The 12,582-nt window shown below is 41.3% G+C and carries 13 protein-coding genes; 3 read left to right on the top strand and 10 right to left on the bottom strand.

The window, feature by feature from the left end; all coding sequences use genetic code 11:
• Positions 1 to 53: 53 nt before the first annotated feature.
• Positions 54 to 794, bottom strand: coding sequence for a MerR family transcriptional regulator (locus HMPREF9186_RS04245; RefSeq protein WP_009731579.1), 741 nt, complete (start codon positions 792 to 794; stop codon positions 54 to 56).
• 130 nt (positions 795 to 924) lie between these two features.
• Positions 925 to 1,869, bottom strand: coding sequence for a mannose-6-phosphate isomerase, class I (manA, locus tag HMPREF9186_RS04250; protein WP_009731580.1), 945 nt, complete (start codon positions 1,867 to 1,869; stop codon positions 925 to 927).
• 115 nt (positions 1,870 to 1,984) lie between these two features.
• On the opposite strand from manA, the gene queG reads away from it, so the two are divergent.
• Entirely contained in the window at positions 1,985 to 3,112 is a 1,128-nt protein-coding gene (queG, locus tag HMPREF9186_RS04255; protein WP_009731581.1) for a tRNA epoxyqueuosine(34) reductase QueG, read from the top strand.
• Positions 3,113 to 3,145: 33 nt separating this feature from the next.
• Here queG and HMPREF9186_RS04260 read toward each other — a convergent pair whose 3' ends face one another.
• From HMPREF9186_RS04260 to HMPREF9186_RS04280, 5 genes are all read right to left on the bottom strand, one after another.
• Positions 3,146 to 3,772, bottom strand: coding sequence for a GNAT family N-acetyltransferase (locus tag HMPREF9186_RS04260; RefSeq protein ID WP_009731582.1), 627 nt, complete (start codon positions 3,770 to 3,772; stop codon positions 3,146 to 3,148).
• Positions 3,773 to 3,855: 83 nt separating this feature from the next.
• A complete protein-coding gene (locus HMPREF9186_RS04265; RefSeq protein WP_009731583.1) occupies positions 3,856 to 4,371 on the bottom strand; it encodes a phosphatase PAP2 family protein in 516 nt (171 codons plus the stop codon).
• A gap of 218 nt (positions 4,372 to 4,589) precedes the next feature.
• A complete protein-coding gene (locus HMPREF9186_RS04270; RefSeq protein ID WP_009731584.1) occupies positions 4,590 to 5,000 on the bottom strand; it encodes a peptide deformylase in 411 nt (136 codons plus the stop codon).
• A gap of 92 nt (positions 5,001 to 5,092) precedes the next feature.
• Positions 5,093 to 5,992: a fructokinase ScrK gene (scrK, locus tag HMPREF9186_RS04275; RefSeq protein WP_009731585.1), complete on the bottom strand. Its 900-nt coding sequence runs from the start codon at positions 5,990 to 5,992 to the stop codon at positions 5,093 to 5,095.
• A 157-nt stretch (positions 5,993 to 6,149) separates the two neighbouring features.
• Positions 6,150 to 8,069: a sucrose-specific PTS transporter subunit IIBC gene (locus HMPREF9186_RS04280; RefSeq protein ID WP_009731586.1), complete on the bottom strand. Its 1,920-nt coding sequence runs from the start codon at positions 8,067 to 8,069 to the stop codon at positions 6,150 to 6,152.
• A gap of 377 nt (positions 8,070 to 8,446) precedes the next feature.
• On the opposite strand from HMPREF9186_RS04280, the gene HMPREF9186_RS04285 reads away from it, so the two are divergent.
• Together HMPREF9186_RS04285 and HMPREF9186_RS04290 are read left to right on the top strand one after the other, a co-directional pair.
• Positions 8,447 to 9,901, top strand: coding sequence for a sucrose-6-phosphate hydrolase (locus HMPREF9186_RS04285; RefSeq protein ID WP_009731587.1), 1,455 nt, complete (start codon positions 8,447 to 8,449; stop codon positions 9,899 to 9,901).
• Positions 9,882 to 10,847 carry a LacI family DNA-binding transcriptional regulator gene (locus tag HMPREF9186_RS04290; RefSeq protein WP_037614046.1) on the top strand — a complete coding sequence of 322 codons (966 nt, stop codon included), beginning with the start codon at positions 9,882 to 9,884 and terminating at the stop codon, positions 10,845 to 10,847. The genes HMPREF9186_RS04285 and HMPREF9186_RS04290 overlap by 20 nt, the downstream gene beginning before the upstream one ends.
• A 218-nt stretch (positions 10,848 to 11,065) precedes the next feature.
• Here HMPREF9186_RS04290 and nusB read toward each other — a convergent pair whose 3' ends face one another.
• Genes nusB through efp form a run of 3 tightly spaced genes read right to left on the bottom strand, consistent with a single transcriptional unit; the run spans position 11,066 to position 12,476 of the window.
• A complete protein-coding gene (gene nusB, locus HMPREF9186_RS04295; protein WP_009731589.1) occupies positions 11,066 to 11,497 on the bottom strand; it encodes a transcription antitermination factor NusB in 432 nt (143 codons plus the stop codon).
• Positions 11,490 to 11,879 (bottom strand): Asp23/Gls24 family envelope stress response protein, encoded by a 390-nt coding sequence (locus tag HMPREF9186_RS04300; RefSeq protein ID WP_003005404.1) that lies wholly within the window; start codon positions 11,877 to 11,879, stop codon positions 11,490 to 11,492. Before HMPREF9186_RS04300 ends, nusB begins: the two co-directional genes overlap by 8 nt.
• 36 nt (positions 11,880 to 11,915) lie before the next feature.
• Positions 11,916 to 12,476: an elongation factor P gene (efp, locus tag HMPREF9186_RS04305; protein ID WP_003005479.1), complete on the bottom strand. Its 561-nt coding sequence runs from the start codon at positions 12,474 to 12,476 to the stop codon at positions 11,916 to 11,918.
• Between the last annotated feature and the right edge of the window lie 106 nt (positions 12,477 to 12,582).

A 12,582-nucleotide genomic window follows, 5' to 3' on the forward strand; every position in this document is an offset into this window, starting at 1 on the left:
ACGACGAAATCGAATTCTAACGAATGACTGATTTCTGTCCCACTCTCACTTTTTTATTTCAGTTGATTTTCTACATAAGAAGCAATGACATCCGAAGTGTACTGGGCTGTACCAGCCCCAAACTTGTCGATGTTTCCCTTGAATTCTGGATTATAGACATAGCCTTTGCCAATATGCCCAAAAACCTCTATAGAGCAGTCAAATCCATAAGTTCGAATCGCGTCTAAAAGTTTGGCTGCTGCTTCTTGGTTTTCAAATTCGGTTACTGGCAGACCAACTTGAAGGTTTTTCGCAAAGACTTGGAAGACTTGATTAAAGGCTCTTGTCGCCTCATCTTCTCGACCTTTTTGGCGTTCAAGCGCTTGGCTCATGACTTCTTGACCATACTTGTCTACCGCCTCTTGATGGTATTTTTGAGTATCTTGGTAGCTAAATCCAGTAAATTTTTCCTCAATTGTCATTTGTCTTTCTCCTTTTTGTTCTTGAATGGTTTTTTGCAAGGTGGAAATCAGGGTATCCAAACGTTTTCTTTCTTGAGTTAAATAATCTAACTGTTTGGTCAAATGGGGCAATAAGTTAGACTTTTCTTCGGCTAAGAGTTCTGCTATTTGTTCCAAGGAAAACCCTAGATACTTGTAATAGAGAATTACCTGTAAGCGTTCTAAATCTTCTTGGCTGTAGGTCCGATAGCCATTTTCAGATTTCACAGGGACTAGAAGTCCTATCTTATCATAGTGGTGCAAGGTCTTGATAGAGACACCTGACAGCTCTGCAGCTTCTTTGATATGGAACATGATTTCCTCCTTACAAGGATAGTATAATCCCTCCCCTTAGGTCAGAGTCAAGACTTAACATAAAAATAGTTTTATTTCAGAAAAAAGGCTTGAGTAGTTCCATTGCGTTTTACTCAAACCCTTTGTTTTTTTATGGGTGACTCACGATCAATTCTAAACCTTGCCCTTCCAGAGTCCAAGATTCAACATCGCTTGGCAAGATAAAGTGACTTCCTTTTTGAATAGGATAATCCTTTCCATCTACCGTCAATTTCCCTTCTCCAGTTAAGACGCTCAATAAGCTGTAATCAGCAGTCTTTTCAAAATTAGCTTTTCCAGTAAGTTCCCACTTATAAACCGTAAAGAAATCACTGGCAACCAAGGTCGTCATCCGAAGATCATCGATCCCAACTGTATCTGGATGGCTATTAGCTGGCTCCCCAATATTCAACACATCAATTGATTTTTCAAGATGAAGCTCCCGCAAGTTTCCTTGGTCATCCTTGCGGTCAAAATCATAAACCCGGTAGGTTGTGTCACTGGACTGTTGGGTTTCAAGGATCAAGATTCCGGAACCAATCGCATGCATGGTTCCACTTGGTACATAAAAGAAATCCCCAGCCTTAACGGGTACTTTTGTCAGCAAGGCCTCCCAGTTTTTATCTTCGATTTGCTGGCGGAGTTCTTCTTTTGACTTGGCATTGTGTCCATAGATAATCTCTGATCCTTCGTCAGCCGCAATCACATACCAACACTCGGTTTTTCCAAGTTCTCCTTCATGTGCTAAGCCATAAGCATCATCTGGGTGCACTTGCACGCTGAGCCAATCATTGGCATCCAAAATTTTCGTCAATAATGGAAAGACAGGCTCTTTACGATTGCCGAATAATTCTCGGTGCTCTTGATAGAGCTGATCCAATCCCATTCCTTCGTATGGACCATTGGCCACTTTAGAAACGCCATGTGGATGGGCCGAAATCGCCCAAAATTCACCGACATGGTCACTCGGAATGTCGTAACCAAATTCCTCTTTTAGACGTGTTCCTCCCCATATTTTTTCCTGCATGACCGAATGTAAAAATAATGGTTGTCCCATAATACCCTCCTCGCATTTCATGTTTCTATTATACAAAAAAAAGAAAGCTTTTGAAAGCCCTTTCTGATTGTTTCCTTTCTCGCCAGAATCTTCATTTTTGTGTATAATGGAAAAGATGACACTAAAAGAAAACATTATCCAACTGGCACATTCTATTGGGATTTCAAAAATTGGATTTACAACCGCTGATGACTTCGCTTATTTGGAAAAATCGCTCCGCTTGGCCGTTGAGGAAGGACGGAATTCTGGATTCGAGCATAAGAATATCGAAGAGCGCATCCAACCTAAATTAAGTCTCTCCTCCGCAAAGACGATCATCTCAATCGCTGTCGCCTACCCCCATAAGCTCAAACAACAACCTCAAAAAACTGCCTATAAAAGAGGAAAATTCACTCCCAACAGTTGGGGATTGGACTATCATTATGTCCTTCAAGACAAGCTCAATCGCTTAGCCGCTGGGATCGAAGAAATGACGCAGGATTTCGAATACAAGGGGATGGTCGATACTGGAGCACTGGTTGATACCGCTGTCGCCCAACGAGCAGGGATTGGTTTTATTGGAAAAAATGGCTTGGTCATTTCAAAAGAATACGGTTCCTACATGTTTCTGGGTGAATTGATTACCAACCTCGAAATCGAACCAGATCAACCTGTCGACTATGGTTGTGGGGACTGTCGCCGTTGTTTAGATGCTTGCCCAACCTCCTGCTTAATCGGAGACAGCTCTATGAATGCCAAACGCTGCTTGTCCTTCCAAACTCAAGACAAGGGCATGATGGACTTAGAATTTCGCAAGAAAATTAAAATGGTCATCTATGGATGTGACATCTGTCAGATTAGCTGCCCTTATAACAAAGGTCTGGATAATCCCTTGGCAACAGAAATCGATCCTGATCTGGCTCATCCAGAGTTGATTCCTTTTATCGAACTGTCTAACGGACAATTTAAGGAAAAATTTGGAAACGTTGCTGGAAGCTGGCGAGGCAAGAATATCCTCCAGCGCAATGCCATTATCGCACTAGCAAATGCTAATGACCGCTCAGCTATCCCTAAGCTACTGAACATCATCGAGACCTCGCAAAATCAGATCCATATCGCAACGGCTATCTGGTCCTTAGGGCAACTGCTACGTGAAATCACACCAGAACTTATCGAACTCTTGCTAAATATCAAAAAACCTTCTAAAGATATTATCGAGGAGCGAGCAGCCTTTTTTAAACATTTTGACATCCAAATAGACTAACCATGATAATGAAAAAACACTAAGGTTGTAACCTTAGTGTTTTTTTAGTTCCTTCAAGAAATACCAGCTCCCCATTTCTACATGGTTAAAGCTAATCTCGTTAGAGTAGACTTCCTTGTAGCCATTTTTGGTATAAAAATAGACATTTCCCTTCGTATTGGTATAAAAGGCTAGTTTTTCTCCTTTAACCTCTTCCAAGAAAGGCTCAATTCCTTCTGTCATAAAGCGACTGCCATAGCCCTGCCGTTGGTGTTTAGGGGCGACTGCGAGAAGCATTAAATACCAATCAAAGTCTACATTTTGCTCCAATTCCTTATCCGTGTCCTCCATAAATTTAAAGTAGGCCAACATATTCTTCAAGGAAATAAACTTGAGCAAACCAAATCCCCCATTTAAGAGATAGGCTCGAAAAGGAATCGGTCCCTTTTGTAACAAGGAAACTGCATAAATTTCATCGTTCTTTTCTGCCACAAGGCAAATATGGTGCTTGAGAAAAACCTTTACCAAGATGCGCATCATTGCCTCAACAAAGGCAGGATACTGCTTGGGATCACGCACCAAATCCTTGATGACTTTTAAAAATAGATATTCCTCAAAGGCTGTACTGGCTACTCGAACCACCTGATCCAGATCTGCTTTTTCTGCTTGTCTGTATTTCATCTTCTCTCCTCTTCTAAGTCCACTTTCCAGTATACACTATCACTTGCTGTTATTCAAAGGTCAATTTCGAGCAATATGTTGATTCAAACAAGCAAAAAAAGTCCTCCCCAGGCCAGTCCCAATCCCCAAGCAACGAGAACGTCCTTGGGATAATGAACCCCTCCAAAAACTCGGACAAGGGCTAATAGAAGAGATAGGAGCATCGAGCACATTCCAAACAGAAGCGACAACTGACAGACACACATAGAGATAATGGTCGCCGAAAAAACATGGCGGCTAGGAAAAGAATGTCCCGATGAATTTTTCTCTAATAAAGGTTGAATGTCCCATGTTTCGTAAGGTCTTGGAACATTGATCCAATGGCGGAAGAGACTAAACAAGATAAAGCCAGAAGCTGGAATCCAAATAAAAGGCCAAATTCCTCCAATCGCGGTTTGTTTTAAACATAGCCAACAAAAGACCAGACCATAGATGCCTGGCATGACGAGAGTTAGGATTCGATTTGTCCGCCGAAGGACCTGCACACGACGCGGATTTTTCGCAAAAGGCAGGGTTAGCCAACGATAAAATTGCGGGTATTCTTGAAGGTTGCGCTTCATCTTGGAACTCCTGTCTTTCATCTGATTTTCGTACTACTAGTATACGCGATCCTAAGAAAACCTGTCAAGTGCGGTTCCTTTTTTATTGTTTCTTTCTTCTTTTTCTATACAACCGCTATTCCTTTTTTGCTTTTATCAATTTTATGTCTCCAAGAATCGACTTTTCTATCACTTTTTCCTAGTAAAAAATGGAGCCAGATTGACTCCATCCATCACTTCTATATGATAACGCCTTCTAGATGATCCATTTCATGCTGACAGATCTGGGCTGGAAAACCTGACAAATGTAAGGTTTGAGCTTGCCAATTGACATCCCGATAAGCCACCGTGATCTCCTCATAACGGGTCGTCGGCCGACTTCCCACTAAAGACAAGCACCCTTCCTCTGTTTGATAGGCCTTTTTCTTATCCAGAAGAACAGGATTAAACATGACCAGATTTGCATTTCCCATTCGAATGATAATTGCCCGTTTTTTCACCCCTATCATATTGGCTGCCAAACCCACACACTCAAAGAGAAGGGCGTTCAAGGTATCCTGTAAATCCAAGGCCAAAGGACGATCTTCCGGTGTCGCTTCTTCTGATTTTTGTCCCAAAAATAAGACATCTTTTACAATGCTCTTTTTCATATTTTCCTCACTTCTTTATGGAAAAGGACAAAACCGAGACAGCTCGGTCTCGGTTTCGCTATTGTTTTTAACCTCTATGGGGCAAGCGCTTTTTACTTTTTAAGCTTTTCACTCACTTCTTTTGCAAGAACAAAGTTCCCCAAGGTAGCTGAACCATTGCCAGCAACTGCAGGTGTCACAATATAATCTCTTACATCTGGTACAGGGAGATACCCGTTTAAGAGAGCTGTAAATTTCGTCCGAACACGATCTAACATATGTTGTTGCGCCATTACTCCCCCACCAAAGACAATGATATCTGGACGGAAAGTAACGGTCGCATTCACAGCCGCCTGTGCGATATAGTAGGCTTGAATATCCCAAACATTACTGTTGAGTTCGATATTTTCTCCACGAATACCTGTACGAGCCTCTAAACTCGGACCAGCCGCAAAACCTTCCAAACAGCCGTTGTGGAAAGGACAAACACCCTTGAATTCTTTTTCCACATCCATTGGGTGTTGCGCCACATAATAGTGACCCATTTCTGGGTGTCCAGCTCCCCCAATAAACTCGCCACGTTGGATAACGCCAGCTCCGATTCCTGTTCCGATTGTATAGTAAACCAAGTTTTCGATATGGCCACCTGCGTTATTGCGTGCTACCACTTCACCATAGGCTGAACTATTCACATCTGTTGTAAAATAGATGGGTACATTCAAAGCACGACGGAAGGCACCAACGATATCAACATTGGCCCAATTTGGTTTTGGAGTCGTCGTAATGAAGCCATAAGTTTTTGAATTTGGATCGATATCAATTGGTCCAAATGATCCAATCGCAAGACCAGCAAGATCCTCAAATTTTGAGAAAAATTCGATAGACTTATCAATGGTTTCAATTGGCTTGGTTGTTGGGAATTGTACTTTTTCAACAATATTGTAGTTTTCATCACCAACTGCACAAACAAACTTTGTACCGCCAGCTTCCAAACTTCCGAATAATTTTGTCATGTTGGCTCCTTTTTATAATGAAAATTTCCTGTACTTATTATAGCATATTTTATAGCAATGCTACTTCTCTTCTCTAAAGAAAAAGCAGGCATTTTTAAGAAATAAAATTCAAGGACTGGAGATAACCTGACCAGTCCTTGAAAACGTATTGATTCGATTAAGCTTTGACTTCGATGATCGCATCACCTTTCGCAACTGAGCCAGTTGCAACAGGAGTTACAGAAGCAAAGTCAGCTGTATTGGTAACGATGACCATTGTTGTGTCTTCAAGACCAGCTTCGGCGATTTTTGCTGCATCAAATGTACCAAGGACATCACCAGCTTTGACTTTATCACCTTGCGCTACTTTTTGATCAAATCCTTCACCATTCATTGATACCGTATCAATCCCAACGTGGATCAAGATTTCAGCACCATTGGCTGTCTTCAAACCATAGGCGTGCCCAGTTGCGAAAGCAATGGTTACTTCAGCATCTGCTGGAGCATATACAACACCTTCAGTTGGTTTGATGGCAATCCCTTGTCCCATCGCTCCACTTGAGAAGACAGGATCATTGACATTAGCAAGAGCTACTGTACTACCAACGATAGGAGTGATAATTGTTTCATCTTGAAGTGCTACTGGGATATTACCAGTTGTTTCTTCTTCAATAATAGCTTTCGCTTCTTCATTCTCTGCAGGAACTGATGAAGCGTCATCTTCATATCCAAACATATAAGTCAAACCGAAACTTAGGGCAGTCGTAAATACAACCATAAATACATATTTCAATAATTGACCGTTTAGATAGAGAAGCGTCCCTGGAATAATTGTAATACCGAATCCTGTACCAGCAAGATTTAACATAGATGCAATCCAGCCACCTACAGCACCTGCTCCCAATGCAATAACGAACGGTTTCACGTAACGTAAGTTTACACCAAAGATTGCAGGCTCAGTAATACCTAACAAGGCAGAAATAGTTGCAGGGAATGCCAAAGCTTTAACTTTTTGAGATTTAGACTTCACTGCGACTGCTAAAGTAGCTCCGGCTTGCGCAGTCATGGCTGCTGTAATAATTGCATTAAATGGATCTTTTTTATCTGCCGTAATCAACTGTGATTCAAGAAGATTAAAAATATGATGGACACCAGTCACGACAATTAACTGATGAACGCCACCAATTAGAAGACCTGCTAGTCCGAATGGTAAATTTAAAATAAACTTAGTTGCATTAAGTACATGTTCCTCGATGCTGTGGAAGAATGGACCAATAATAAACAAAGCGAGGAATGACATAATTGTCAACGTAAACAATGGAACCAATAACAAATCCAATACATCTGGAATTTTCTTATGGAGCCATTTTTCGAGTTTAGCACCAATTAGACCAACAAAGAAAGCAGGAAGAACTGAGTTCTGGAATCCCACCACATGATGGAAGATACCAAAGTATGTTGCTGCTTTAGAAGGATCTTCCGCTACAACCCATGCATTTGGAAGTGTCGGACTAACCATCATCAATCCAATAACAATCCCAAGAACAGGATTTCCTCCAAATACTCGGAAAGCAGACCATGAAATCAATGCTGGGAAGAACGCAAACGCAGTATCAGTTAAAATTGTTGAATATGTGTAGAAATCCGTAGATTTAAATGCATCTGCTGTCGTACCAAACAAAGACAATACCTGATCCTGCGCAATTGCACCGCGAATACCCATAAATAAACCAGTAGCCACAATTGCTGGCAAAATTGGGACAAATACGTCTCCGAAAGTACGAATCGCACGCTGGAACCAGTTCCCTTGTTTTGCAGCTTCTGCTTTCATTTCGTCTTTTGATGAAGTTGGCAAACCTAGAGCTACTACCTCATCATAAATCTTATTTACAGTACCAGTACCAAAGATGATTTGGTATTGACCTGAGTTAAAGAAAGCACCTTGTACTTTTTCAAGGTTCTCAACAACATCTTTGTTGATTTTTGATTCATCTTTTACCATCACGCGAAGACGAGTTGCACAGTGAGCTACACTGCTAACATTCTCAACTCCACCGATGGCATCGATGACCTTCTTTGCAATTTCTGTATTTGACATTTGCAAAAATCTCCTTATATTTTGTAATGTAAACGGTTAAACCGCCTCTACGCTCTTAATTGTACCACGTATTGAGAATATGTCAACCGTTTTGCAGGATTTTTTTGAAACTTTTTTAGACTTTTTGATACCTTTTGACAGCATGAAACTATTTTCATTTCAAGATAGGCCTAAACTACGTTCTTTAGCCCTTTAAAGCTACTCTTTATTTTCATTTTCTTTCATTTTTTCACAAATTTTCAACTTCTTCTCTTTTCTCTAGGGAACCAAATAGATGTCAATCGTTTGACATTTTTTGCCATTTTTTTTCATTTATCGCTTGCATTTTTAATAGGAAATCGGTACTATGGAAGTAAGAAAAAATTCGGAGGAATAAAATGGAATGGACAACTGAACGTCGTTACCGACGTTACGAAGACTGGACAACAGAGGAAAAGCAAGCCATCCAAGATCATATGGCCAAATCTCCTTGGCATACACACTACCATGTAGAGCCAAAAGCTGGTCTCTTAAATGATCCTAACGGTTTTTCCTACTTTGATGGAAAATGGATCTTGTTTTACCAAAATTTCCCATTTGGTGCAGCCCATGGGTTAAAATCATGGGTACAAACAGAAAGTGAAGACTTGGTTCATTTCACAGAAACTGGTGTAACACTTCTTCCAGACACAGATCTGGATAGCCATGGAGCTTATTCCGGATCAGCCATGCAGTTTGGTGACAAACTATTCTTATTCTATACTGGAAATGTTCGGGATGCAGCATGGGTCCGCCATCCCTACCAAGTCGGTGCTCTGATGGACAAAGACGGAAAGATTGAAAAAATTGACAAAATCTTGATTGATCAACCTACTGACTCTACGGATCACTTCCGTGACCCACAGATTTTTAATTTCAAGGGTCAATTCTACGCTATCGTTGGTGGTCAAGACCTTGAGAAGAAAGGATTCATCCGTCTCTATAAGGCGGTAGATAACGACTATACCAACTGGGTTGCAATCGGTGACTTGGATTTTGCAAATGACCGGACAGCTTACATGATGGAATGTCCCAATCTGGTCTTTGTAGAGGATCAACCAGTTCTCCTTTACTGTCCTCAAGGTTTAGACAAATCGATCCTCGATTATGACAATATCTATCCAAATATGTACAAGATCGGGGCAAGCTTTGACCCAGAAAAGGCCAAAATGGTTGATGTATCCGAATTGCATAATCTCGACTATGGTTTTGAAGCCTATGCCACTCAAGGATTTAATGCACCCGATGGACGTGCCTTTGCTGTTAGCTGGCTAGGTCTTCCAGACGTTTCTTATCCAACGGATTCCTATGACTACCAAGGAGCTCTCTCACTGGTCAAAGAAGTAACCATCAAAGATGGCAAGCTCTACCAATACCCAGTTGAAGCCATCAAGGACTTACGCGTTGAGCGTGAGGAATTTGCCAACAAGGTTCAAACCAAGAACTGCTATGAATTGGAATTGCAATTTGAAAAAGACAGCCAAAATGAGATCGTCCTCTTTGCAAATCCAGAAGGAAAGGGCTTATTTCTCACATTCGATCTAGCGAAAGGATTAGTCACAGTCGATCGTAGCCAGGCTGGTGAGCAATATGCCCAAGACTTTGGAACTAGCCGTAGCTGCACAATCGATAACCAAGCTACAACTGCTAATATTTTCATTGACAATTCGATTTTTGAAATCTTTATCAATAAAGGAGAAAAAGTATTTTCTGGCCGGGTCTTCCCACATGCTGATCAAAATGGTATTTTGATCAAGTCTGGAAACCCTACCGGAACCTACTATGAACTTGATCATGGTCGCAAAGCTAACTGATGTCGCCAAACTCGCCGGTGTCAGCCCTACTACAGTCTCACGGGTCATCAATAAAAAAGGCTACCTATCTGAAAAAACGATCCAAAAAGTCCAAGAAGCCATGCGAGAGCTGGGCTATAAGCCCAACAATGTTGCTCGTAGTCTCCAAGGGAAATCAGCCAAGTTGGTTGGCTTGATTTTTCCTAATATCAGCAATGTTTTCTACGCAGAATTAATTGATAAATTAGAGTACCAACTCTTCAAACATGGCTACAAGACCATCATCTGCAATAGTGAACACGACTCTGAAAAAGAGCGGGAATACATTGAGATGTTGGAAGCTAACCAAGTGGATGGCATCATTTCAGGAAGCCACAATTTAGGGATTGAGGATTACAACCGAGTAACTGCTCCGATTATTGCCTTTGACCGCAACCTCTCCCCAGAGATTCCCGTTGTCTCATCAGACAACTACGCTGGCGGTGTGCTAGCAGCAGAAACGTTAGTTAAAAGTGGGGCTCAAAACATTATGATGATCACAGGGAATGACAACTCCAACTCCCCAACCGGTTTTCGTCATGCAGGCTTCGCATCGGTTCTGCCCGAGTCTTTGATCATCAACGTTTCCAGTGATTTCTCTCCCATTCGCAAAGAAATGGAGATCAAACAGATTTTAACTCAGCAAAAACCAGATGCTATTTTTGCTTCGGATGATTTGACAGCAATTTTGATCATGAAGGTCGCAAAAGAGCTTGACCTTCAGATTCCTCAAGATCTAAAAGTGATTGGTTATGATGGCACCCAGTTCATCGAGACTTATACTCCTGAACTAACCACCATCCAGCAACCTCTAAAGGATATTGCAGTTCTGATGGTAGACTTACTACTCCAAAAGATCGAAGGAAAAAAAGTAGCGACTACCGGTTATTTCTTGCCCGTTAGTCTCCACTCTGGAAAAAGTATTTAAAAGCAGAGGCTGGGACAAAAGTCCTAGCCTCTCAATTGTCTTTGGATTGTCGAGCAAGACGCAGTGGTTGAGTGGGCTCTACTACGCTGATTTCATCAGCTTTTACAGCCCTACTCAACTGTGCGGAGGTGGGACGACAAAATCGAATTCTAACGAATTACCGATTTCTGTCCCACTCTCATTTTTCATTCAAAAAAAGAGCCATCGGCTCTTTTTGATTATTCTTCTGTTACAAATTGACTGAGAACACCATTGACAAATCGTGAAGAGGTTTCATCTGAAAAGGATTTGGCCAATTCCACCGCTTCATTGACTGCAACGATCTGTGGTGTATCAAACTCTGTTATTTCATAAATTCCAAGACGAAGGATGTTTTTCTCCACCAAGGTCAAGCGCTCTACCGTCCAACCAGTTTTCAAATGTTGACCGATTTGTTGGTCCAATTGATCTTTAGACTGATAAACACCCGTCACGAGGTTCATGAGAAAGGCAGGAAGATCGACTTCTTTGTCTTCGGCTAGGTCCTTGTCATGTAAATAAGCAAAGCGACAAGCTTCCACAATGTCTCCATCGTATTCCAAGGCCATCAAGGCTTGGAAGGCGCGCTCACGCAAATCTCGACGTGATTCTAATAAAATTTCATCAGTCATTGAGGAAGTCCTCGTTAAACAAGTCTTTCAAGTCTGGTTTTGGAGATTTTTCCGTCGCGATACCGACAACGTGAATGTTGACAGCATCCAAGGTTACATCTGCCATATCATAAACCGCAGACTTGACCGCCTTTTGAATCGCTACAGCGACAGATGGCACAGCAACTCCGTACTCCAAATAGAGATAGATGTCTACTGAAACTTGACCATCTTCTTCCGTATGAAGGTAGACGCCACGTCCAAGTGAGCGTTTTGATAAGCTATCTGAAACACTCTTATTTTCGAGCGAATAGACACCCTCTACTTTTGCTGTCGCAATCGCAATAATTTTTTCTAATACACGTGGTGCAATAACGATGTCACCAAATTGTTCAGTTGCCATAGAAGTTCCTTTCTATTTGACACCCTGAGATGTCTCTTATGCACGAGAAACGTATGTTCCTTCAGTAGTGTTAATGACCAATTTTTGTCCAGCTTCGATGAAGTCAGGAACGTTCACGACCAAACCAGTTTCCATTGTAGCAGGTTTACCAGAACCAGTCACTGTAGCACCTTTGATAGATGGTTGAGTTTCTGCAACTGTCAATTCAACAGTTGTAGGAACCGTTACACCGATCACTTCGCTTCCGTAGAATTGAATTTTTACTTCTGAGTTTTCAAGGATGTAAAGCAATTCTTGTTCGACGTTCACCACTGGAATTTCATATTGATCATATGTTTCAGTATTCATGAAGTAGGCTGTATCATCCATTTTGTACAAGTATTGAGCTGGAACAGTTTCGATAATCGCTTGTTCAAATTTTTCTTCTGGACGGTAGCTTGTATCAAATGTTGAACCAGTACGGACATCACGCAATTTCATACGCATGATAGTGTTTCCTTTACCTGGTTTGTGGTGGCTAGCTTCCAAAACGCGGATCAATTTTCCATCAGCTGTTTCAAAAGTCATACCAGCTTTCAATTTACTTGCTTCGATCATGTTTTATTACCTCTTTTTAAAAATAGATTACTCTTTATTGTAACACACTATTTGATTTTTCTCAAACAGCAATCTTTTCTTTTTAGTCAGGAAAGAAGGCAAAGAC

It is taken from the genome of Streptococcus sp. F0442 (genome assembly GCF_000314795.2).
Lineage (GTDB): Bacteria > Bacillota > Bacilli > Lactobacillales > Streptococcaceae > Streptococcus.

Coding starts and splice junctions, on each gene's coding strand:
- efp (WP_003005479.1), bottom strand. CDS start 12,476: ATGATCGAAGCAAGTAAATTGAAAGCTGGTATGACTTTTGAAACAGCT.
- HMPREF9186_RS04260 (WP_009731582.1), bottom strand. CDS start 3,772: ATGAAATACAGACAAGCAGAAAAAGCAGATCTGGATCAGGTGGTTCGA.
- HMPREF9186_RS04300 (WP_003005404.1), bottom strand. CDS start 11,879: ATGGCAACTGAACAATTTGGTGACATCGTTATTGCACCACGTGTATTA.
- scrK (WP_009731585.1), bottom strand. CDS start 5,992: ATGACAAAATTATTCGGAAGTTTGGAAGCTGGCGGTACAAAGTTTGTT.
- HMPREF9186_RS04285 (WP_009731587.1), top strand. CDS start 8,447: ATGGAATGGACAACTGAACGTCGTTACCGACGTTACGAAGACTGGACA.
- manA (WP_009731580.1), bottom strand. CDS start 1,869: ATGGGACAACCATTATTTTTACATTCGGTCATGCAGGAAAAAATATGG.
- HMPREF9186_RS04245 (WP_009731579.1), bottom strand. CDS start 794: ATGTTCCATATCAAAGAAGCTGCAGAGCTGTCAGGTGTCTCTATCAAG.
- nusB (WP_009731589.1), bottom strand. CDS start 11,497: ATGACTGATGAAATTTTATTAGAATCACGTCGAGATTTGCGTGAGCGC.
- HMPREF9186_RS04290 (WP_037614046.1), top strand. CDS start 9,882: ATGGTCGCAAAGCTAACTGATGTCGCCAAACTCGCCGGTGTCAGCCCT.
- HMPREF9186_RS04270 (WP_009731584.1), bottom strand. CDS start 5,000: ATGAAAAAGAGCATTGTAAAAGATGTCTTATTTTTGGGACAAAAATCA.
- HMPREF9186_RS04280 (WP_009731586.1), bottom strand. CDS start 8,069: ATGTCAAATACAGAAATTGCAAAGAAGGTCATCGATGCCATCGGTGGA.
- HMPREF9186_RS04265 (WP_009731583.1), bottom strand. CDS start 4,371: ATGAAGCGCAACCTTCAAGAATACCCGCAATTTTATCGTTGGCTAACC.
- queG (WP_009731581.1), top strand. CDS start 1,985: ATGACACTAAAAGAAAACATTATCCAACTGGCACATTCTATTGGGATT.